Raw genomic sequence first — 23265 nt, 5'->3', positions numbered from 1 at the left:
ATGCCGATTATCACACTTCCATACAAATATCTCGAGGATCTCACAGGCGTTGACAGGGATACCCTTATTGACAGACTGCCGATGATAGCGGCCGACATCGAACGATACGAAGACGATCACTTTGATGTCGAGTTCTTCCCGGACAGGCCGGACATGTTCTCAACAGAAGGAGTCTCCAGAGCAATGAGGGGATTTTTGGGAATCGAGACTGGACTTAAAACCTACGACGTAAAGCCTTCAGGGATTAAATTCGAGGTTGACAAAGGCTTAAAAGATATAAGACCATTCCTCGGCTCCGCTGTAATCAGAGGTCTATCCTTTACCGAAGAAGCCATCCAGAGTCTTATGGGACTTCAGGAGGCTCTCCACTGGGCTGTCGGAAGAGGCAGGGCAAAGGTTGCAATAGGTGTCCACGACCTTGACAGGATTAAACCACCTTTTAAATACTTTGCATCGGAAAAATCACGAAAGTTTGTTCCGCTTGATTTCGATTCCGAACTCAGTCTTGACGAGATCTTAAAAGAGCACCCGAAAGGTAAGGACTATGCACACCTTGTCGAGTCACATGAAAAATATCCGTTAATTGTCGATGCCGACGACAACGTGCTTTCATTCCCTCCAATCATCAACGGTGAGCTTACAAAGGTCACAACAGAGACGAAAAATGTGCTTCTTGACTGCACTGGAACAGATGAAAAAGCGGTGATGACTGCCGTCAACATCATCTGTGCCGCACTTGCAGAAGCCGGAGGAAGTGTTGAGAGCGTTTTGGTAAACGGATGTCCTATGCCCTCACTTGCACCGGTGGAAAGGATTGTCTCAGTGTCGGAGTGCAACAGACTTCTGGGCTTTGATCTCAGTGCGGAAGAGATGGCAGAACACCTCTCAAAAATGCGTTTTGGTGCAGAACCCGAATGCGGCTGTGAGGACAGACTCAAAGTCCAAATCCCCTGCTACCGTGCCGACATCATGCACGACTGGGATGTATTTGAAGACGTTGCAATCGCATACGGATTTGACAACCTCAAAGCAGAACTCCCCTCCACATTCACAATCGGCTGTGAGCATCCAAACCAGAAAATCATGGGCATGGTCAGAACCATCCTCTCAGGACTCGGATACCTTGAGATGATGCCTTTCACACTCTCAAACGAGAGAGTGATGTATAAATACATGCAAAGAGAGGTGCCGGACTATGTTCTGCCTGTTCTCCACCCGATATCAGAAGAGCAGACTGTTTTCAGAACAGACATACTCCCGCTCTTAATGGAGACGCTGAAAATAAACCAGCACAGGGAGCTTCCACAGAGGCTATTCTCAACCGGTGATGTAATAGAGGGTAAAAAGACCTTCCAGAAGGTTTCCGCAGTCTCAATGCACACAGACGCGGACTTTTCAGAGATATATGCTGCCGTTGATGCGTTCATGCAGGAGGCAGGTCTTTCATACACAGTCCTTGAATCCTGTGATCCTGCCTTCATAGAAGGACGCCGTGCAGATATACTTGTAAACGGCAAAAAAGCCGGAGTATTCGGGGAGATTCACCCACAGGTTATCCTCAACTTTGAGATGGATCAGCCGGTATCAGGCTTTGAACTTGATTTAAGGGTTTTAAAGGAATGATCTGACAATCTATGTCCTACAGTCACAGGATATAAAAATTCATTTTTTTTATTTTGCAGATTCTGCGCCCTTAACCTAAACTCCGGCCAAAACCCGGGTGCATTTCAAAAATGCCAAAAATATTTGCATATCAAAGGATTTAAAGCATTTTTAGAGATTTATTCGATTTATATTTGAACTGGAATGGTCAGGATTAATCTGTTAAATACCATTATGTCATTATATCATAACAGGCTCGTAAAACAGATATTTATTTTGAAACAAAAATAATAGCCACAACCCAATATTTTTTGAAAAACACATCAATTTAATTAATTTTACTTATTGGTTTATGACAGTGCTTTTTTAAACTCTTATGTATTCAAAAGATGATTTTGCTATGAGAGTTATTACAGAGTGCATTAAGAGAAATCCGGCATCACCCATATTTCTCATTCTGCTGATGATCTGTACTATAATAGTACCTGTATCGGCAGATAGTCCACTGGGTGACGCACTGGATAACAACGATCTCGCCTGGACATGTGCCGGAGATCTGGGATGGACAATCGATACTGAACTCTTTATAAGAGGGAATAGTTCTGCAAAAAGCGGCTCATTCTCATATGATTCCTGGGACATGGGATCATCCGAGCTTAAAACAATCGTAAAAGGTCCGGGAAAAATTTCATTTGACTGGAATGTGTCCTGCGATGAGATGAACGATGAACTCTCTTTTTACATTGACAAAAACAAGCAAAAAGGGATCTGCGGCCTTGAAGAAACCTGGTCATCCGAAACATTTGATGTTCCCGCCGGAGAGCACACACTCATGTGGGAATACTACAAAATGAGCTGGAATGGTGACGAATCTGACGGATTAAGCACAGGCTGGGTCGATAATGTTTCATATATCCAGGGAATTGCAACCGAATTTTCAGCAGACAAAGTATGCGGGGAATCCCCACTGACAGTCAGATTCACTGACGAGAGTACAGGCGACATCACCTCAAGGGAGTGGGATTTTGGAGACGGAGACAAATCACCTGACCAAAACCCCGAACATACTTACAATAATCCGGGGAAATACACGGTTTCTCTCACGGTAACAAGAAACGGAGAATCCGAGACCGTTACAAAAACCGACTATATTGATGTAATGAAAGGAATTGAGCTAAAAGATGCAGTTGATGCACACGGCCTTGAATGGAAAACAGGCGGAAACAGCCTCTGGTCATATGAAATCTCTGATATTTACGTAAACAACAGCTGTGCAAGAAGCGGAGGAGTTTTAAAATCCGGAGAAATTTCATGGATTAGTACATCAGTTACAGGACCCGGAACAGCTACGTTTGACTGGAATGCAGAACCCGGTACTGTCATGGGAATGCCCATGGGACAACTTGAATTTTCCATAGACAATGCAGACCAGTATGAAACTGACAAATACAAAAAAATCAGGTTTAAGGGCTGGCACCATGAGACATTCAATATTCCAAACGGTGTGCATGAATTAAACTGGACATATTCAACCAAAACATCCGACAAAGAAACAAACGGAGGATGGCTTGATAACGTCACATTCAATTTTGGAGGCGGAGAGCCTGTTGCTGATTTTGAAACAAATGTCACAGAGAATCGTGGTTTTGCACCCCTTTCTGTTGAGTTTGAAGACACCTCAAACGGTTTCCCGACAACATGGGACTGGGACTTTGGTGATTTGTCAGAACACTCCAATAAGGAAAATCCTGTTCACATTTATGAAAAGCCCGGCACATACACAGTGAAACTGTCCATTACAAACATTGCCGAAAAAGACGAATCAGGCAACCTGGTTACAGGTCAGGCAACCGTTTCAAAAACAGTGACCGTCCTTGAACCAATACCACTCAAAGATGCGGTTGACGCACCGGATGTTGAATGGACAACAGGCGGGGATGCGGAATGGTTCACAGACCTTTATGTATCAGGCAAAGGAGAAACATCCGCAAGAAACGGACTGATATCTTCAGCCGATGAAGAATCATGGATTCAGGGCACAATGACAGGCCCGGGTGTTCTGACATTTGACTGGAACATAAACTCAACGAGTTACACCTATGACGGCCAGCTGGAATTTCTCCTGAACAACGTCTCCCAAAAGTCAATAAAAGGCAAACAAAACTGGGAAGACTGGCACACGGAATATTATGAAATTCCGCCCGGGGAAAACACAGTCAGATGGATATATACAAATGATTACGTCTTTGAAGAAGGACACTGTGGTCATATTGACAATGTTACCTTCACTTTTGGAGCAATAAATCCGGTTGCTGATTTCATTTCAAATGCAACAAGGGCAATGGCCCCTGCATCGATCCGGTTCAATGACACATCATCCGGATGCCCGACAGCCTGGAACTGGAATTTCGGAGACAGTCCGACATTGTACAATAATCAAAATATGATGCATAATTTTGAAAAACCGGGAACATACACAACTACCCTTGCTGTAACAAATGATGCAGGAGAAGACCACATTTCAAAGGAGATAGTAATACTTCCTTTTATGAACATTTCAGATGCAGCTGACACAACAGACACCAGCATTGAATGGACAACAGGAGGCATTTCACCTTTCGATGTTGATATTGACACGTATGTATGCAACAATGCATCGGTTAAAAGCGGAGAAACAGCTGCATCACAGGAATCATGGATCAAAACATCAGTTACAGGTCCGGGTATTCTTGACTTCTCCTGGATGGCATCCTCTGAGCCAAATTCTGATTATTTAATTTTCCTCATAGACGGAGAGGAGACTGACAAAATCTCCGGCACAACAGAGGAATGGGAGCATAAATCCGTTGCAATAGATTTTGAAGAACATGAGCTCATGTGGAAATACAAAAAAGACAGCGGTCGTGACATGGGTCGTGACTCAGGCTGGATTGACAACGTAACATATGTTAAAACCCAAAAAACCGATCTGAAAGCCGACACCGTATTCGGACAGGTTCCGCTTCAGGTCAACTTCACAGGATACTCCACAGGAAATGTTTCGTTATGGGCATGGGACTTTGGAGACAAGGAATCGGCTGTCGGAAGAACACAGACACATACCTATGACAAACCGGGAACCTACAATGTAACACTGATTATTAAAAAAGACGGCACTGACGAGGTTAAAACAAAGCCGGCATTCATTACGGTCACACCTACCTTTGAAGATGCACTTGAAACCACAGAACATACGTGGGTGACAGGCGGGAACTCAGACTGGTTTGTTGAAACAAATGACAATTATGTCAACCAGAGCTGTGCAAAAAGCGGTGAACTAAAAAAACGCTACGAAAAATCATGGATTGAAACCACAGTCACAGGCCCTAAAAAGGTCACTTTTGCATGGAATGTCTCCTCAAAATCCGGATATTCAATGAGCAGTTCTGACAGGCTTACCTTTTCCATTGATGGAGAGACCAAAAAAGAGATTGCAGGCACTGATAATTCCTGGAAAGATGAGGAATTTGAAATTGAAAGTGGAAAACACACCCTCCGCTGGACATACCAGAAGAATGCATACAGCACATCAGGTGAAGACTGCGGATGGATAGACAATATAAGAATTGCCGATGTTGCACCTGAAGTTTACTATTTCACAGAAAAACCCCTGACAGCAGCAGGAGCAGAGAATAAACTGACAATTATTGCTGATCATCTGCCACAGGGAATATCAGACTATGAATTAACAATTTTACTTTCAGACTCAGACAAAGCAGAAATTACCGGATTTTCACTGCCTGACGATATTGTAACAGTAAGTTCAGAGGGAATTCCGGGAGCATCGGCCATAATTAAGGCAAAAGATACAAAGAGCATTCTCGAAGCAGGATGTGAAAATGTTATTCTGGCAGAATTAACCATCAAAGGACTTTCGTCAGGAAGCACCGACGTTTCAATTTCAAAAAGTATTATTCACGACGATTCCGGAAAGGAGACAGAGATCATTCAAAATCCAAAGTCACTTGAAATCATTTCAGTGAGTCCTTTTGAAGGCTTTTTAAGAATTCCTTCCGACCCTGACGCAGACGGTCTGTATGAAGACTTAAACGGTGACGGAATTCTCAACACTGACGATATTTCCATATATTTCACAAATATAGGGGATTTCACGAAACAGGAGACAAAGAGCGTATTTGACTACAACGGTAACGGAAGAACCGACTTTGACGATATTGTTGTCATGTACAGGGATTGCTAAAAAGGGAAATTTGTCATAAAAAGGTAGAAACATATGAAATCAAACCAGTTCATAAAAATTGCAGGTGCATTATTCTTCACCTGCATGTTTCTTGGATTTATAATCCCCGGAGCTTTTGCACTTGAAGTTTCAGAAGCCCCCTTAAATCCGGAATTTGTAGAATATTTTGAAGAAGAACAGCAGGACAAAGGTGCTCCCGTAATGATGCTTGCAGCAGTGCCCGGCGAGAGTGAACCTCACAATGAGATTTTAGGAGAAATACCCTCCCCCGTTGTAGTTCAGTGGCCGATGGAAATTTCTGTAAGCGCAATGGACATCTCAAACGAAATACCAACAGAGAGTTACTTTGATCTTCGTTTGGAAGACCGTGTCGGTTCTGTAAAAGATCAGGGAGACTGTGGTTCATGCTGGGCTTTTGCAGCAATGGGTTCACTCGAATCATTCTTCCTCACCAGTGAAAATCTGGATTTTTCAGAGAACAATCTCAAAAATACACATGGATACAATTACGGGCACGATGAAGGTGGAAATGCCTATATGGCTACAGCTTATCTCTCCAGATGGAGCGGCCCTGTTCTTGAAAAAGACGATCCATATCAGGAATACTCCGCAATTTCACCTAAAAATCTCAAAGTTCAGAAACATGTACAAAATGTTGAATTCCTTCCAAAGAGAAAAGACAGATCAGATGTCACCAAAATAAAGCAGGCTGTTAAAGAGTATGGTGGAGTTTACTCCTCAATGTACTGGTCAAATGGTTTTTATGACAGTGAACACTGCAGTTATTTCGATCCCTGGCTCATCGGAGGAGGCCATGCGGTTTTAATTGTCGGATGGGATGATAATTACAGCAAGGATAATTTCTCATTTACGCCTCCCGGAGACGGAGCTTTCATAGTCAGAAATTCATGGGGCCCTGAATGGGGAGATGACGGGTACTTCTACCAGTCCTATTATGATGCAGACAGGGGATGCAAGGCTGTTTTTACCGGAGAGGATACCGAATACTACACAGACATCTATCAGTATGACACGCTTGGATGGACAAAGGAAATAGGACTGAATTCAGAAACAGCATACTTTGCAAATGTATTCACAGCAAGAAACGCAGACAGACTCGGAGCCGTCGGATTTTATACTCCGTCACCTGATGCAGATTATGAGGTATCCATATACAATAACCCCAAAAACGGACCTCTTTCAAATAAAGAACCTGTCTCAACATTGAAAGGCAGTTTCGCACTTCCGGGTTACCATACAGTGGATCTTGCAAAATCAGTAATACTGGCTCCCGGAGAAAAATTCTCAGTAGTTGTAAAGCTTACAACACCGGCTTACACACTCCCGATAGCTGTCGAAAGCCCTATTGCAAAATATTCAACAATGGCATCGGCAAACAAAGGTGAGAGTTTCATAAGTGATGACGGAGAGAAATGGGACGATTTAACAAAGTATTATCCGGATACAAATGTCTGTCTTAAAGCTTTCACAATTTATGAATCACCTGAAATCTCCCTGATGCCAGGTAATGTTTCACTCAAAAAAGGCCAGGTCAAAAATCTGGATATTGTAATGAGCAGATCACCAAGGGGTCTTTCGGGATATGAATTATCAATAAAACCAACTGACAGTTCTGTTGTAAATATCAAAGACATTTCATTCCCTAAATGGGCCACACTAAATCAGAATACCAGAACAGATGACAAATTCATTCTAAAAGCAGTTGATCTTGAGGCCGAAATCCAGGGAGGACCTGATGAAATAGTTCTCGGAACAATTAAAGTTGAAGCTGTTTCAGACGGAAAAACGGGCTTTGAAACAGAAATAATTCAGATTGACGCAGACGGCGGAGACCAGATTACAACAACGGTAACTCCAAATGAAATAAATGTCCTAAAACCGGTAAGAGAAGAATCCAAAAATATTGATATTAATATTCCCGGACTAAAAATTAAGAAAAATAACGGTACAAACCGCATTCAGCTCAACCTGACAGGTACTGGTGCAGTAGTCTCAAAGGATAAAAAGAATGTTACACTTAGAAGGGAATCTTTCGACCTTACCCTTTCAACCGGAGAGAACACAACCGAGAAAGATGGGATGATGGAAGGGAACATCAGATCCATTAAACTGAAAACACATCCGACAATGATTAATTCAGAAACCGGCAGTCTTCTGTCGGGTTCAATTGAAGCAGAGCTCAACAACATTCCTGAAGGTGCAAATATCAAAACAGTGCTGACAAGCAGTGTGAGCGATAAATCAAGAAATTACTTCGCTGCCGCGGCATCACAGACAGGTCTGTCCTTAAAGGATGTAGCATGTTCAATGGAAGTAAACCTTGATGGAATAAATGACGTCGAAGATATCAAAGAGGCAAGTGTTTTCATCAGCGTCCCTGCAGAGTGGGTGGATTCAGTCGGCGGATCACAAAATGTTAAAATCATCCGTATCGGCGACACAGGTGAATTAAGCGTCCTTAAAACAACCTTTGCAGGATTTGACGAGAACGGCGACATGAAATTTGAAGGATTTTCACCTGAAGGTTTCTGTGAGTTCGGACTTGTCGCGGTTGCAAAGAGCACCACAGACAACACAGGTGTGACATCACATACCGGAAGTGGAGGTATCTCAGATGTTTCCGCAGCAATGACTGACAGCATAAAATCGGGCGACAGATTCACTCTGAAAATGAGCAAAACACCTGTTACCGAATTATCATTCAGGGCAAAAGAAAACATAAACGAACTCATGATTACAGCAGAAGATAAAATTCCGGCCACATCATTGATCATGCCTGAGGGTAAACTCCTGTCATTTGTTGACATCGAATTATATCATACAACAACAGACAAACTTAATGATGGAATTATAAAGTTCTCTGTTCCAAAAATCCTGATTGAAGAGCAAAAATCATCCTCCGGGGATGTTAAACTCTATGTCCTTAATGAAAACATCTGGGTTTTGGCAGAAACCGTATTTAATGAATTTAAAGATGGAAAAGCCTGTTTCACTGCGACAACTGACACACTTTCAGACATTGCAATAACAATTTCAGATGATGATTCATTAAAAACCGATGAAACGGATGATGAATTATCTCAACAAAATAACGATATATCAGGAACTGATTCAGAGAAGAGCGGAAACCTAGGAGAAACAAAAGAACAAAAATCACCACTCCCAGGCTTATTTGTGCTGATATCTGCAGGAACTGCAATATACATAAGAAAAAGATTTTTATAATACCTAAAAACAGGGATATCCCCTGTTTTTTAGCAGATTATTTTAAATCACTCATTCCAGCTTTTTTAGGCCCCATGAAATAACAGCAAACACAACCGCTGATATCACCATTATCTCAAGATACAGAAAAACATACGAAAATAACCCAATTGCAAGTGAATGGCTGACAAAATTCTGATTCATTGAGTTGAAAATATCCATGAAATATATGTCGGCATCGATTATCTCAAATGAAAAATAAGGATTTGAAGGCTGGAGATACCCGCCCGGAACTATCCTTAAAAACAGCAGATAAACAACAGAGAACAGTGATGCAACTAAATAAGGCACAATAGGATAATTTTTCAAAAATTTCTTTTCAAATACCGAATATGAGGTGATAAGCGCAAGACCCGCAACACCAAAGACGAATGAATATGTTACGATGAAGTCAAGCGGAGACAAGGGGATTCCCGCATAATATAGCCCGGAGTAGACGACAATTATCAAAAAAAGGGACAAAAGAAACAAAACCCTTGATCTGTTTTTACCATAGACATGGCTTCCTGTAACCATGTACAAAAAAAACGGAAAAATGTACACCATGAATATCGCCAGAAAAACGGCCAGAACCAGTATAAGATATACAATTACCGGATCGCCTGCTGCCAAATCGGAAATCAGCACTCCTTTTTGTCCTCCTCTAATCTGACTACTGCATTCACCCCCCCGCGTTATCAATATTTTTGAAACATTTAGAAAGTGAATAATATTTCATTTTTGCATCTGAAAACAAACAAATGTACACCAAAATACTGCCAACAGGACAGAGGTCAGGTAAAGAGCAAAAATTCTTCTGAACGGAATATTTGTGATTTAAATAAAAAATCACAGAAATAATCCATCACTTCACGATGCATACCAGATATTTACATCAGATGTGACCAGCTTGTCACCCGGATTCCACACTACAAGATTCAGGGGATCATCTGAATAATGCTCTATTACCTTGAAATTAACATCATCGTACCTTGCAAGAGGCGTATATTCCCCTGCATTTGTTGACATTTTTGTTTCAAAGTTTTTCAGTTCGGCATCGTTGAAAAACATCACTGTTATGGGATAATTTGCCTTTATCTCGACTTTCAGGGAAGTAAATCTCTCACCATGAGCACCGGGGCTGTAACTCTGGTACCCACCAAGTGCATTCAGGGTAACCGAACCCTCACGGAAAACCACCCACTTTGTCTCTGTCGGTGTTGGCGGAAGTGTAATCTCAGGTGTTTTTTCAGGAGTCTGTGTCACATAAGGCGTTGAATCAATCGGTTTACTTGGTGATTCAGTACACCCTGAAAATACTGCCAGACCAAAAACCAGTGCAATTAATATTAACAGAGTCAGAATATTTTTCCTCATTTTAAAGTCCTCACGACCACTAATGCATAACATATTATTTATATAATTTGCCAGGTTTTCAGACAGGCTGTAAATATAGTACTCAATAAAATTTAGATGGAAAAATTTTTTTGCTGAATCGTTGATTATCAGTTTATGAAATATTACCCGAATCCGGAGTCAGGAATCGATCTAAAAGAATTAAACGCCACAATTGAAGAGGCATTTGCCGAACACGGCCGGGGAAACGTCCAGATGCCTTCAAAAGTTTACGTTGATTTCAAAAAGGGAGATTTCAGGACTATGCCTGCATATATCCCGTCTCTTGACATAGCAGGCGTAAAGATTGTAAACGTACATCCTGAAAACCCGAAAATCGGCCTTCCTACCGTTATGGCCCTGACCACCATACTTGATGTGGAAACCGGGATTCCGATGGCAATATTAAATGCAACAAAACTTACTGACTTAAGAACCGCCGCTGCAGGTGCGGTCGCATCCAAATATCTCTCCTTTAAGAAATCAGTCACCCTCGGCCTTATCGGAAGCGGGAGACAGGCACAAACACAGGTTGAGGCGATTGCAGAGGAGAAGAATATTGAAAACATAAAAGTATGGAGCAGAAACGAAAGCCATGCAGAAGACTTCTGCCGGATGTTCAGCCGCTTTGACTGCCAGACCGCATCAATGGAAAAAGCCTGCGACTGTGATATTTTAATCACTACAACCCCGTCACGAACACCAGTTGTAAAAAGCGAATGGGTGCAGGAAGGAACACACATAAACGCAATAGGTGCGGATGCCCCCGGGAAAGAAGAACTGGACCCTGAACTGCTGAAGCGTTCAACAGTGATTATCGATGATTACGAACAGGCAATCCACTCCGGCGAGATCAATGTTCCAATTGAAAAAGGGCTGTACAGCCGTGATATGATCGCAGGAACACTCGGGGAATATGTCCTTGGCACTAAGAGAAGAGAATGTCCTGAAGAGATTACAATATTTGACTCAACCGGTCTCGGCATCCAGGACCTTGCAATAGCCAAGATTGCAATGGAAAAAGACAACTTTATCGAACTTGTTTTTCCATAAAAAGTATCACATTTTTAAAAATAAATCAGCAGATGACGGAATGCAATTTAAAAAAATTGTATTGAAACGGCATAAAATATAATATTTTAAAAAAGGCACATACCCGTTTTTTATCCAATTTAGATTCTTACAGGCACACCCTTATCTGCCAGATACTTTTTTACATCCAGAACCGTCATCTCACCAAAGTGGAAAACAGATGCTGCAAGACATGCATCAGCCCTTCCGTAAACAAAACCGTCATAGAAGTGCTCAAAGGTTCCGACACCGCCTGAGGCAATGACTGGCACATTAACCTCTGCCGCTATCTTTGATGTTATCGGTATATCAAAACCCTGCTTTACACCGTCAGTCTCCATCGATGTCAGGAGTATCTCACCCGCACCAAGACTTTCAACCTCTTTTGCCCATTTTACCGCGTCGATTCCGGTCGGACGGGTTCCTCCGTATATTACCACCTCATACCAGCACCGGCTGCCGTCAGACATCTCAACGGGAGTCACCCCGTCTGTTAACTGATTGTTTCTGCGTACATCAACTGCTGATACAATGCACTGATTCCCGAATTTTTCCGCCCCCTCTCTTATTAGATCCGGATTTTTTATTCCGCTTGTATTTACCGAGACCTTGTCCGCACCCGCACGTAAAAGTGCCTGCATATCATTAATTGAACTTACTCCCCCACCAACTGTGAGCGGCAAAAACAGTTCATCAGCAGCACGCTCGATTACGTCAATAAGTGCCCCGCGGTTTTCCCTTGATGCTGTGATATCAAGAAAAACAACTTCATCCGCACCCTGTTCATTGTATCTTGATGCAAGCTCAACAGGGTCTCCTGCATCACGAAGCCCCAGGAAATTTGTGCCTTTGACAACTCTTCCGTCCTTTATGTCAAGGCATGGTATGATCCTTTTTGTAAGTGCCATATGATGTGTATCATATAGGCATATCATACTAATAAATTTTGGACAATGACATTTTCATAACCGTCAGGGTTTATGACAGCAATGATAAAATTATAGATTAATGTACAAAACAGTGTAATTTTTTCAAAACATTGTTATTTCTGAATTTTTCTGTATTCGCTTTCAATCCACCGGGATGCAAATATACTAAAATCCTTTATATCCTTTAATTCATCCACCCCGGCAGATTTTTTGTACCCGGATATTATCTCGCATCCAGTCTCCCTCATTATCTCCTGCACCCGGGATTTTGTACAGTCCTGTCCGAAGACTTTTAAAGACCTGGCTTTTACGATTTCCCGGAATTTTTCGTCTGAAAAAATTTTTGCCAGAAGAAACGGATTAAGGGTCATCTCTGCCCAAACCACTCCTCACGGCCCTTCCTGCATCTCTCACGCCGCTTTTCAACATTCATCCCGTAATGTTCAAGTGCCAGAAGCACTTTTTCAGGATCCTTTGTAATCTCATCCAGCCGCCCGTCAGGCATCTTTCTCCAGATTTTGCCTGTATCAGGATCGACAAACGAATTGACCCCCACAAACTCCCCATAACGGCAAAGCTCTTCTTTAAGGCCAAGTCCGATTGGAAAAAGGTTATTCAAAGCAGTTCACCAGTCCTGCCTCAGATTTTGTATTATCACAGTAAATAACTATTACCTTATGAATACAATATAATTAGAAGTTTTAATTTAGGTGATATCTTGAAATCAGGCGCACTCAAGATGAGCTGGGCAAGGCAGTACATGCCTGTACTTGGCGAAATCAGAAAAAGATTTGAGGCTGACAAACCTCTGTCAGGCACAAAAATCGCAATGGCACTTCACGTTGAGGCAAAAACAGCAGTCCTCGTCGAAACACTTGCAGCAGGGGGCGCTGAAGTATATATAACAGGCTGCAACCCGCTTTCAACACAGGACGATGTTGCAGAGGCTTTAAACGATGTTTCAGGCGTTCATTGTTACGCAAAGCGTGCCTGCTCTGTCGAGGACTACTATGAGGCAATTGACAAAGTCCTTGACGTAAACCCCACAGTCACAATAGATGACGGAATGGATTTAATCCACCGCCTTCACACAGAAAGACGTGACCTTCTTGACTCAATCGTCGGAGGATGTGAGGAGACCACAACAGGAATCCACCGTCTTCGCTCAATGGCAGCGGAAGGGAAACTTGAGTTTCCGGTGCTGGCTGTAAACGACACTCCGATGAAACGCCACTTTGACAATATTCACGGCACAGGCGAGAGTGCACTCTCAGCTGTTATGATCACCACAAACTCCCTTATCGGAGGAAAGTGGTTCGTTGTCGCAGGCTACGGATACTGCGGACGCGGTCTTGCAAAGATGGCACACGGCCTTGGTGCAAAAGTAATTGTTACCGAGATCGATCCAAGAAGGGCACTTGAGGCACACATGGACGGTTACCACGTAATGACAATGGACGAAGCCGCAAAAATCGGAGACATCTTTGTCACAACAACCGGAAACACCTCAATCATCGGGGAAAAACAGTTCAAAAACCTCAAAAACGGTGCAATACTTTCAAACGCAGGCCACTTCAATGTTGAGATCGACATCGAATGGCTTGAGAGCCACAAGGAAGGTTTTGAGCAGCGTGACGGTATTGACACATATATCATTAATGGAAAGAGGATCAACGTCCTTGCGGAAGGAAGGCTTGTAAACCTCGCAGTGCCAAAGGGAATGGGACACCCGATAGAGGTTATGGATCTTTCATTCGGTCTTCAGGCTCTTTGCTCTGAATATATCAAAAACGAAGGTTCTGCCCTTTCCGGCGGAGTCTACGACGTTCCAAACGAGATCGATGTCGCAGTGGCATCCCTTAAATTAAAATCCCTCAATGTTTCGATTGATGCCCTTACAGAAGAGCAGAAATTATACATGAACAGCTGGGATATCGGAACATAAAAATAATATTTTTTTTCTTTTACCCCTAATTCAGGATTTAAAAAACAGTTTTACAAATGTTTATATCCGGACTCCCTGCAAAAGTGCCGGCTGAAAAATATTATTGTCAGCAACTTTTCTAAACAAAATTACGGGATTAACATTCTGAAATCATCAAAGTGTCCCGATATCCTCATACCAGATCTCAGGATTTTTCTCTATGTATTCCCTCATCATATCCTTTAATTCCGGCAGGTCCATATCAATGACACAAACACCCTGGCTTATTAAAAAATCCCTGGCTCCCACAAAGTTCTCCGATTCTCCGGCAACAACTTTCGGGATATTGAACTGGACAACAGCACCTGCACAAAGGTAGCAGGGCATCAGCGTTGAATATAATACGGTATCGGAATACCTGCCAATCCTTCCCGCATTTCTCAGGCAGTCTATCTCGGCATGGAGAACGGGATCATCTTCCTGAATCCTTTTATTGTGCCCCCTTGCAATAATTCTCCCGTCCCTTACCAGCACTGCACCGATAGGAATACCGCCTTCCAAAAAACCTTTTTTTGCCTCATCAGTTGCGGCTGCCATAAAATCATTCATTTTATCCAAATTTTTTCACTCCTCACGGAATTAAGATAGACATTTATCTGAATTTATATCTTTCCGGTGGAAAAAATCAGCCATTGCACTATTCCTTAATCCTTCCACTTCCACCAGCACAAAAGTCTTGGATCATAATTGCCTTCGTCTATACTCTCCTCATTTTCTGCAAAGTAAACGGCACACCGGAATACATACAGCATGCACCTGTCAACCCGTCCCCCCTTTAAAAAACAGAGCCTGGCATACATCTCCTCAGGATTTTTCCCTTTGAGGTCCTCAACAGAAAACAATCCGAGATTTATCAGATCACCCGCTATTGAATTTCCTACACCGGGAATCCTTATCAGTTCATCTGTTGCAGATTTCATGATTATTAAAGACACTTAAACTTTAATCTGGGAATTGTGAATAATAACCCCTGTCCGTGCAGTGTGAAAGTAAAAACAGAGTTTTTACTAAAACCAGATAAAAAGACAAAACATCTTTTAATCACCCGTCCATCCATTTCCACCATTGCAGAAGTTCAGGATCAAGGCATCTGCTCTCAATATTGTCTGCATAATAAACCGCACTCCTTAAGACATAAAGAAAACTGCGGTGCACATTTCCCCTATGCAGATAATTTATTTTGAAAAATATATCCTCGGGAACCTCTCCCTTTAAATCACTGACAGACGAATATCCTGCCTCCCTGAGATCTGCGGCAATTGTTCTGCCAACCCCCGGAATATCCGTAAGCTCCATGCCTGATAAAACGGGATTTTCAAATCCCATAAAACCGGTCTTCCCCGTTGCCATTCTTCCATTCCCCCCAAAACAGATACGGGGTATTATAGCCGCCGAGTATTTATTCATATCTGCGGATGCAAAAAAATCCTATTTACGCCCTGCAAATAAATATTCCTGAGCATATCCTGCATATTCTCCAAAATGGTCCCTTGCAAAAGACGATATGGACGCATATTCGGACGAAGACATCGGTTTTTCCGGATTTCCAATACCGTAAAACCCGTTCATTATCCTCCTGATCCACACATCAACCGGGAAGGACTCAAATTTTTGAAAAGCAAAAAGAAGAATGCAGTCTGCCACTTTAGGCCCGACACCCTTGTATTTCATAATCTCCTTCCTTGCATCAGGATATCCGAGATTTTGAATTCTCTTTGACCATTTTGGATCAGACATAACGGCAAACGAAGTTTCACAGATATATGGTGCACGGTATCCGGTGGAACAACACCCGATATCAGTCACGCATTTTTGTGAGAGTGACTCAGCTGAGGGGTACGAATATGAACCCTCATCCGTCCCGATTTTTTCACCGCACATCGCAGACATGTTCTCAAGCATTCTGCTTATAAAGCCAATATTTGCATTCTGTGCACAGATGTAGGACAAAAGGCATTCCCAGGGCTCCTGCCTTACAAGCCTTAAACCGTACCTCTCGTTTATTGCTTTTTCAATATGTTCATCCGTGCATACGGAGTCAAGTACAAGATCAAGATCAAGGTCGAGCTGAAAGTAATACTTCAAAAATTCCTCATCACAGCCGGAATATTCAAGGAATTTTTTGTTCTGCAAAACTTTAATGAATCTGCCATGGCAGACTCCTTCCCAGAAGTCATTTACCTTCTTCCACCGGAAAACCTGCCCGCATGAGAGTGTTTCATCAAGGCTGAAGGGAATATCACAAAGCTCAAACCTGTTCTTCATACCATTTCTGCTCCGGTAATTTTGTCACAGACATATTTTATTGAATCAAGGGTTTTTTCATAATCATAATCAGGTGTTTCAAACTCTCCGGTCTGTGTATAATAAAGCAGGGTCTGTACATCACTTTTTACAATCTCAGATGCGGCTTTTTTGTACACAGCCATCTGGATTTCATGTGAATCATCCTCAGACTTATTTCCAGTCTTGTAATCGATAACATACCAGCCGTCATTTTTGCGAATAAGGCGGTCAATAAAGCCGCTGAATGTATATCCCCCGATTAAAACCGAAAAGGGCAGTTCAAAGTAGGTCTCAGTGACATCCTGCATGAACGGATTTTCCAGAAACTTCCTGTATATATCAAGATAATTTCCGGCATCGTCTGGTTCAGCGCCGTATTTTAAAAGAACTTCCTCCGGAGTCCTGCCTGAAAAGATCTCGTGGTTTATCTTCCCCAAAACTCTGCCGTCGGGTTTATCAGGGTATTGCAAAAGACCAATTTCCGGCCTTCTCTCAATGTACAGCTTCCTGTGTCTTTCAGGCGATCTTACATAAGCCTCAATCTCTGTCGCTGAAAAAGCACCCCGGGGCAAAACAGAAGGGGTGGTTTTCTCAACCGGACTCTTTTTACATGAATCCAAAAGGGCAGTATCAGGTTTTGCCAGAATCCTGCCCTGATGACTCCGTGGCACACCTGACATACTCTCTGCTGAAATAACCCTGATATTTACAGGCTTTCCCTCATCTCCTGCGTTGTAAATCCCGTCTTCGGGGATTTTGTTCAGGCCGGCAAAAAGATAGTGCATAATCCAGTCCATTCTCGTTTTACAGGACTCAGCCGATGCAGGCAGTTCTTTTGGAAGTGTGCCCGACATAATCAGATGGTCACGTGCCCTTGTCGCCGCAACATAAAAAAGCCTCTTTGACTCGGCACGGAGCTTCTGGCTCTTTATATATTTCTGAAGTGAAAGCGGAGGCGAATTTATGAAATCATCGCCTGTATCAAAATCAGGAACCTTTATTCCGACTCCGAGCCTGTCGTCAACCAGAATTGTCTCATTGTCGGGAGGTGCGGAATCGGTAAGACCGGGGGCAAATACAACCGGAAACTCAAGCCCCTTTGAAGCGTGGACAGTCATAATAAGAACAGAATCCCCGCCTGCTGTCTCAGGCTCAGCCTCTCCCTCCGCTTCGTTTGATTCACAGGCGGTATTGAGATCGTTTACAAGCCTGTCAAGGGAGTAGAATCCTGCCTTCTCCCTTTCACGAATAATTCCGCCAAGCTTTTCAATGTTCGCAATCATCTGCTCTCCCTCTGAAATGCCTGCATAAACGGCATGTATACAGGAGTCATTTATGATATGCCTGTAAATCTCAGAGGGTGTGTTTCTGCCGGCAAACAAAACCCATTTGGAGAGTTTTAAAAAGGCCTCCTTTGCATCCTCATCGTCTGATAATTTCAGCTTTGAATATAGATTTTTTCCCGACCCTTTTGATATCATAAAAAGCCTGGCATCCGAAAAGCCAAACCACGGCGATCTCAGGAGGGCGTAGAGGGATATGTCATCAGCCGGATTTTTTAAAAAGGAGAGGACTGATCTGACATCCGTTATTTCCTGCCGGGTGTAAAGGCCAAAACCGGCATGAACACGGTACGGAATGTCATAGAGTGAGAGTGCATGCTCAAGATATTTGAGATTCTTCCTTCTCTCAAGTAAAACCGCGATATCCCCGTATCCTGCCTGACATTTTAGAGGACTTTTGTCATCCGGGTTTTCATGCCATACATAGAGAGGATCGGATGTTACGGCGGCCTTTATTCTTTTTGCGACAGATTCTGCCTCTAAAACCGCCCTTTCAGATGCTCTTTTTGCAGACTGACAGATAATCAGCTCAACTGATCCCCTGTCATCCTTTCTTTTGTCGGAAACCGATATTGGCTCATATGAAAAATCCCAGGGCCTTTTGGTTTCAACAAGAAGTCTTGAAAATAAGAGATTTACAAAAGAAAGAACCTCATTTGTGCTCCGGAAGTTTATATCCAGTGCAACCGTTATGCCCCCGAACTCTTCAGTTATTTTGTCTCCGGAACGGCGAAACTGGGTTACATCCGCATCCCTGAAGAGATATATAGACTGCTTTGGATCACCGACAATGAACAGGCTTTTACAGCCCCTTTTGGCATCTGATAAGAGTTTTCCGACAATATCCGCCTGAACAGGGTCGGTGTCCTGAAACTCGTCGACCATTATGAATTTGTATCTTCCCTTAAAATGACGGCTTACCAGATCGGGATGGTTTTTAAAGAGGGAGTCGGTGAGATTGATCATATCGGTGAAATCAATCCCGCCTCTCTTTCGCTTTTCTCTCTCAATGATTTCTGTCATATAGCCAAACACAACACCAAGACAGGAGAGAATCTTCAGAGTCCTTTTGGTTACAGGCAGATCCGGTCCTATCTCACCTTTTAGAATTTCAGAGGGAAGACCGGATGCATATTCCTTTAACGCCGAATAAGAAGAAATCAGGAGATTTTTGTCATCTCCGAATATCTCCTTTTTGCCCATTCTGGCTGAACCGCCCTTTGTGTTTGCGACTCCGTAAAGTCCCGTGCAGACTGACTCAGGGTCATCCTCAAAAAGCATCCGGAGGGAATCACGGACATCAAAGAGATACTTTGTAGCCTTGTCACCCTCACCTGCATAGGCATCTGCAAGTCCGAGGAGTGATTTTGCCGCTGAAAAGAGAGGCCCGCTTCCCTTAAACTCTTTTGCAATTCTCGTTTTCTCTTCCAGAAGAACATCCTGCCATACAGAGACAACCTTCCTTGGATTTTCTGATAGTTCCCTGAAGAACTCTGTTGCATATCTTCTTCTGATGTAAAGAATTCTCAGGTATTTTTCAAGATAAAAAAGCCCGAAGGCATCAAGGGCGTCGGATACATTTTTTCCAACAGCAACGGGAGGGTTTTCATGAAAGATACGCTTTAGTGCACCTGCGATTATCTCTTCGGAGTCACTCTCACCAAGAATTACATACCCCGGATCAAGGCCTGCCTCCAGTGAAAATTCCCTTAATACGCCCGAACAGAAGGAATGAAAGGTGGATATGTTCGCCCACATCATCTCTTCCTTTATCTGATCCCAGAATTTACCCTCCTTTAAAAAGATCTCCTTCTCAGCCCTCTCCTTCATCTCCGAGGCTGCCTTGTCGGTAAAGGTCAGGGCAAGAATATCAGAAGGGCGGCAGCCTGAATTCTCAATTAAATGTATATACCGGCTTACAAGCACATGTGTTTTGCCGGTTCCCGCACCCGCCGTCACACAAAGACTCACGTCATCCCTTAACGCCTCTTTTTGTCTGTCTGTGAGCATTTACTCATCACACTCCGTGTTCTCTTCATTTTGTTCAAGAAGCCTGAACTCTGAAAAACGGCAGACAGACTTAAAGTCACAGTAATCAGAGCAGCCTCCCGCATCATCCGCCGGCGTAAAAATTCCCCTCCTTATTGAATCCGCATAATTGCAGGCATAATCAACGGAGGAATCAATAATTTCAGTAAATTCCCCATCCTTAATCCTGCTTTTTCCAAAAACCGAGAAGAGTTCATCCTCGCCTGCATCATAAATCTCTGCACGTCTTACAACCTCTCTTCCTGAGAGTTTGTAGTAAAAACCGCCGACTCCCCTCATCCCTGATATCTTCTCAACTGCCTTTTGGTAAAGCGGAAGCTGAAGGGCTTTTCCGGATTTTATGTCAGCCAGTTTCGGGTAATTACCTGTTTTGTAGTCAATTACCGCAAACCTGCCGTCAGAGGTTGCGTCAACACGGTCAACAAAACCCCTTATCTTTATGCTTCGTCCATCAGATGTGGAAAGGGACACCGGCTCTTTAGAAAGGGAAGACAAAAGGCCTTCAAACCCGAATCCCTCCTCAAAAAGATGAGGGACAAATTCGGTTTTGGAGAGAATGATCTCCTCTTCAATGAACTTTTCAAGAATTCCTTTTCCGTATCCCGTTTTACCGAGGATCTCATTTGCCATGGAATCCCACGCAGGCCCGCTCTTGCCGTAGCTTTCGATCATCTTTTCGGCGATTGAAATCACGAAGTTCAGTGCCTCTTCGCGATCCGGTTCTCCCGGGGCATTCCGATGGCTTTGCATCCACCCTGAATAAAACGACGAGAGGCTTTCATGAATCAGAGAACCTCTGTCGGAAGAAGACAGGGTAAAATCAACTTCGGGAGGGGATGTCAGGCCCAGAACATGTTTTAAATAAAAACGAAAAGGGCAGTCTGAATACACCTCAAGTGATGTAGGTGAATACGGGTAATCCTCACTGAAACGCTCTTCAAGCACTTTGGAAATTACCTGCTCTCCACTGAGATTTCCGTCATATGCCGTATCGTAAAGCCCTCTTCTATAATAATTCTCAATATTTATGTGATTGAGAACAGAGACCACATCAGCATTTTCGGGGATTGTATCAGGCACACCCCCCTGACCTGCCAGGAACCGCCCCAGTTGTTTTAGAGAATATCTGTAAGAATCGAAGGGCTCTTTTTCCCCCCACGTATCCGGCGAATATGCATCCGCTGCCGCCTGGAAAAACTGTGAGGGAATGCAGGGCTTTCCCGCCTCCATGTCATGACAGCTCAGGTAAAGCCTCTCTTTTGCTGATATCAGTGCTGAAATAAAATAGAACCTCTCCCAACGGATTTTTTCCCGTTTCTTCCCCGGCCAGACCGCCTGATCCTCCTTTTCATTCAGATATGGCAGAAGGGGAGGAATTTCAGGGATTTTCCCGCCGATGAGCCCTGCAAGAAAGACAAAACGGTATTTTGTATTCTGAAGACCCTGAATACCGGCAATCTGGACAGCCGTGTCATCCCTGACAGAAGGAACTCTTAGCCCGGCTGTTGCAGAGGATAGAAATGCAGAAAATTCCATAAAATTTATTCTTCCATCACCAAATTCTCCGGCAGTTGACCTGAGGTTGTCAAGGAATTCAGAGAAAAGCCTCAGGTCACGCCAGTCCCGTCTTTCTGACAATTCACCGGAATCAGAAGATATTTTAGGAATATTCCACTTTTGATAGAGTTTCCCGAGATTTTCAAGGTGACCGGCATATGTATTGTCCCTTATCAGATTGTCAAGATCCGACAAAACAGGCATAACGGCATCCCTCACCATTATGGCGTCATCAATCTCCTTTTCCAGCCTTTCCTTCCTGTAATCAGGAGTGTCGGGGAGGGAGAGAGAAGCCATGTTTCTTGCAATCAGACTTTCGATATTTCTGCCCCAGTATGAAAGTCCGTCCTCAATCATTGCTTTTTTTGCAATGTAGTCAATGAGGGAGGGATCACTGCAAAGAGAGAGATAATCCGAAGAGAACATCGCGATGACCTCTTCTCTTCCAAAATTGCTCACAATAACCTCGTTTATCAGCATTACAGCCTGAACAAGCGGTGAACGTGAAAGTGAAATTGTTGCGGAGGATGAGAACGGGATGCAAAAATCAGGGAAGATCTCCTCAGCAATACCTGTCGCACCGGCAGGATCAGGAGTCGCAACACAGATTTCAGAGGGTTTTACACCTGATTTTATTAGATCCGATATCTCCTGCGCAATTGCCTCAAACTCCTTTTCAACTTTTGAAAATCTGTTCTGATAAATAAGGGGTTCATTTTTTCCGGTTTCTTTTATGCTTTCTCCAAATAGAGAGGAAAAAGGTCCGGGCTCCTCCCCGTCTGCAATAAAGCTGACTAAGTCAGGTGATAGCCATCCGCCGTCGTCTGCGAAAACACGCTCATTTTGGCAATACGGCAGATAATAATGAATATCCGCCCCGTCTTCATAAAGAGAGCAGATAAACTGCCTGAGTGAGGGAAGGGGCTCGTATATTCCAAATATGAATATTTTTTTGCCTTCCATCCCGTTCTTTGCCTCAGACGCTTTTTTGTAAATATTTGCAGGATAAACCATCCCCTTTTCACGCATAATCTCTGAAAAGTCCGTGTATATCCTTCCAAGCGCCCGGGTTTTTAAACTGGAAACATCCTTCAAAACCCCTGGGAAATCAACGCACCGCTCGTCAATCACTGAAAAAAGTGTCAGCAGATCAGCGACAAGCCTCAGAGAAAAATCGCCTGAGAGGGAGAGGGCTTCAACATTCTTCTTATTCTTCCTCAAAACATTTGAAAGAAGCATTTTTACATCTTCATCGGATATTATCCTCGGATTTTGAACAGAATCCTGCATGATCCGATTTTTTGCAAAATCCTTTGGATCCAAAACAGAATCTGAAAGAATTGCAGAACCGGATTTTAAAAGCTCAGATTTTATTTTTTCAGCAAGACGCTTTGTCGGGACAATCAGAAATGTATTAAAGGGATCTTCCAGATAACATTTCTCAAAACTTTTTGTGCATTCAAAAAGACCCTCACCCGGGGGGGTCTTAAAAAGATATTTTTGAGGCATTATAATATTAGTTCCTTGGATTATCTTTTATTTAAA

At 43.1% G+C, this 23265-nt stretch carries 16 protein-coding genes; 5 read left to right on the top strand and 11 right to left on the bottom strand.

All coding sequences use genetic code 11. The features are described from left to right. The 3 genes from pheT to F1737_RS00540 all read left to right on the top strand — a co-directional run bounded on the left by pheT (position 1) and on the right by F1737_RS00540 (position 9088). Positions 1-1623, top strand: a complete 1623-nt coding sequence (gene pheT, locus F1737_RS00550) for a phenylalanine--tRNA ligase subunit beta (RefSeq protein WP_317136840.1) — start codon at positions 1-3, stop codon at positions 1621-1623. A gap of 379 nt (positions 1624-2002) precedes the next feature. Beyond that, positions 2003-5842: a PKD domain-containing protein gene (locus tag F1737_RS00545; RefSeq protein ID WP_317136839.1), complete on the top strand. Its 3840-nt coding sequence runs from the start codon at positions 2003-2005 to the stop codon at positions 5840-5842. A 33-nt stretch (positions 5843-5875) separates the two neighbouring features. Further along, positions 5876-9088, top strand: coding sequence for a lectin like domain-containing protein (locus F1737_RS00540; RefSeq protein WP_317136838.1), 3213 nt, complete (start codon positions 5876-5878; stop codon positions 9086-9088). A gap of 51 nt (positions 9089-9139) precedes the next feature. Here F1737_RS00540 and F1737_RS00535 read toward each other — a convergent pair whose 3' ends face one another. Together F1737_RS00535 and F1737_RS00530 are read right to left on the bottom strand one after the other, a co-directional pair. Next, positions 9140-9808 carry a hypothetical protein gene (locus F1737_RS00535; protein ID WP_317136837.1) on the bottom strand — a complete coding sequence of 223 codons (669 nt, stop codon included), beginning with the start codon at positions 9806-9808 and terminating at the stop codon, positions 9140-9142. Positions 9809-9976: 168 nt separating this feature from the next. Further along, complete coding sequence (locus tag F1737_RS00530) at positions 9977-10483, bottom strand: hypothetical protein (RefSeq protein WP_317136836.1); 507 nt, start codon at positions 10481-10483, stop codon at positions 9977-9979. A 135-nt stretch (positions 10484-10618) separates the two neighbouring features. Here F1737_RS00530 and F1737_RS00525 point away from each other — a divergent pair, with 135 nt between their 5' ends. Next, positions 10619-11554 carry an ornithine cyclodeaminase family protein gene (locus tag F1737_RS00525; protein WP_317136835.1) on the top strand — a complete coding sequence of 312 codons (936 nt, stop codon included), beginning with the start codon at positions 10619-10621 and terminating at the stop codon, positions 11552-11554. 119 nt (positions 11555-11673) lie between these two features. Here F1737_RS00525 and hisF read toward each other — a convergent pair whose 3' ends face one another. The 3 genes from hisF to F1737_RS00510 all read right to left on the bottom strand — a co-directional run bounded on the left by hisF (position 11674) and on the right by F1737_RS00510 (position 13120). Then, positions 11674-12480 carry an imidazole glycerol phosphate synthase subunit HisF gene (gene hisF / locus F1737_RS00520; protein WP_317136834.1) on the bottom strand — a complete coding sequence of 269 codons (807 nt, stop codon included), beginning with the start codon at positions 12478-12480 and terminating at the stop codon, positions 11674-11676. Between the two features lie 134 nt (positions 12481-12614). Then, on the bottom strand, positions 12615-12872 hold the full coding sequence (locus tag F1737_RS00515; protein WP_317136833.1) for a hypothetical protein: 258 nt from the start codon (positions 12870-12872) through the stop codon (positions 12615-12617). Beyond that, positions 12869-13120, bottom strand: a complete 252-nt coding sequence (locus F1737_RS00510; RefSeq protein ID WP_317136832.1) for a hypothetical protein — start codon at positions 13118-13120, stop codon at positions 12869-12871. Before F1737_RS00510 ends, F1737_RS00515 begins: the two co-directional genes overlap by 4 nt. 99 nt (positions 13121-13219) lie before the next feature. On the opposite strand from F1737_RS00510, the gene F1737_RS00505 reads away from it, so the two are divergent. Next, positions 13220-14446 (top strand): adenosylhomocysteinase, encoded by a 1227-nt coding sequence (locus tag F1737_RS00505; RefSeq protein WP_317136831.1) that lies wholly within the window; start codon positions 13220-13222, stop codon positions 14444-14446. Positions 14447-14599: 153 nt separating this feature from the next. Here F1737_RS00505 and F1737_RS00500 read toward each other — a convergent pair whose 3' ends face one another. The 6 genes from F1737_RS00500 to F1737_RS00475 all read right to left on the bottom strand — a co-directional run bounded on the left by F1737_RS00500 (position 14600) and on the right by F1737_RS00475 (position 23229). Then, a complete protein-coding gene (locus F1737_RS00500) occupies positions 14600-15034 on the bottom strand; it encodes a nucleoside deaminase (RefSeq protein ID WP_317137903.1) in 435 nt (144 codons plus the stop codon). A 95-nt stretch (positions 15035-15129) separates the two neighbouring features. Then, a complete protein-coding gene (locus F1737_RS00495) occupies positions 15130-15405 on the bottom strand; it encodes a helix-hairpin-helix domain-containing protein (protein WP_317136830.1) in 276 nt (91 codons plus the stop codon). A gap of 121 nt (positions 15406-15526) precedes the next feature. After that, positions 15527-15835, bottom strand: a complete 309-nt coding sequence (locus F1737_RS00490; RefSeq protein ID WP_317136829.1) for a helix-hairpin-helix domain-containing protein — start codon at positions 15833-15835, stop codon at positions 15527-15529. 78 nt (positions 15836-15913) lie between these two features. Next, the gene (locus F1737_RS00485; protein ID WP_317136828.1) at positions 15914-16750 is read right to left on the bottom strand and encodes a DNA glycosylase; all 837 of its coding nucleotides are present in this window, start codon (positions 16748-16750) and stop codon (positions 15914-15916) included. Beyond that, positions 16747-20124, bottom strand: a complete 3378-nt coding sequence (locus F1737_RS00480) for a UvrD-helicase domain-containing protein (RefSeq protein WP_317136827.1) — start codon at positions 20122-20124, stop codon at positions 16747-16749. Before F1737_RS00480 ends, F1737_RS00485 begins: the two co-directional genes overlap by 4 nt. Beyond that, positions 20125-23229 (bottom strand): PD-(D/E)XK nuclease family protein, encoded by a 3105-nt coding sequence (locus F1737_RS00475; protein ID WP_317136826.1) that lies wholly within the window; start codon positions 23227-23229, stop codon positions 20125-20127. Positions 23230-23265 lie beyond the last annotated feature (36 nt).

This window comes from Methanoplanus sp. FWC-SCC4 (genome assembly GCF_032878975.1).
Lineage (GTDB): Archaea > Halobacteriota > Methanomicrobia > Methanomicrobiales > Methanomicrobiaceae > Methanochimaera > Methanochimaera problematica.
The sequence above is the reverse complement of the archived record's forward strand: the minus strand, read 5'-3'. Positions and strand labels throughout refer to the sequence as shown.

Coding starts and splice junctions, on each gene's coding strand:
- F1737_RS00545 (WP_317136839.1), top strand. CDS start 2,003: ATGAGAGTTATTACAGAGTGCATTAAGAGAAATCCGGCATCACCCATA.
- F1737_RS00475 (WP_317136826.1), bottom strand. CDS start 23,229: ATGCCTCAAAAATATCTTTTTAAGACCCCCCCGGGTGAGGGTCTTTTT.
- pheT (WP_317136840.1), top strand. CDS start 1: ATGCCGATTATCACACTTCCATACAAATATCTCGAGGATCTCACAGGC.
- F1737_RS00530 (WP_317136836.1), bottom strand. CDS start 10,483: ATGAGGAAAAATATTCTGACTCTGTTAATATTAATTGCACTGGTTTTT.
- F1737_RS00540 (WP_317136838.1), top strand. CDS start 5,876: ATGAAATCAAACCAGTTCATAAAAATTGCAGGTGCATTATTCTTCACC.
- F1737_RS00515 (WP_317136833.1), bottom strand. CDS start 12,872: ATGACCCTTAATCCGTTTCTTCTGGCAAAAATTTTTTCAGACGAAAAA.
- F1737_RS00485 (WP_317136828.1), bottom strand. CDS start 16,750: ATGAAGAACAGGTTTGAGCTTTGTGATATTCCCTTCAGCCTTGATGAA.
- F1737_RS00525 (WP_317136835.1), top strand. CDS start 10,619: ATGAAATATTACCCGAATCCGGAGTCAGGAATCGATCTAAAAGAATTA.
- F1737_RS00500 (WP_317137903.1), bottom strand. CDS start 15,034: ATGAATGATTTTATGGCAGCCGCAACTGATGAGGCAAAAAAAGGTTTT.
- F1737_RS00495 (WP_317136830.1), bottom strand. CDS start 15,405: ATGAAATCTGCAACAGATGAACTGATAAGGATTCCCGGTGTAGGAAAT.
- hisF (WP_317136834.1), bottom strand. CDS start 12,480: ATGGCACTTACAAAAAGGATCATACCATGCCTTGACATAAAGGACGGA.
- F1737_RS00490 (WP_317136829.1), bottom strand. CDS start 15,835: ATGGCAACGGGGAAGACCGGTTTTATGGGATTTGAAAATCCCGTTTTA.
- F1737_RS00480 (WP_317136827.1), bottom strand. CDS start 20,124: ATGCTCACAGACAGACAAAAAGAGGCGTTAAGGGATGACGTGAGTCTT.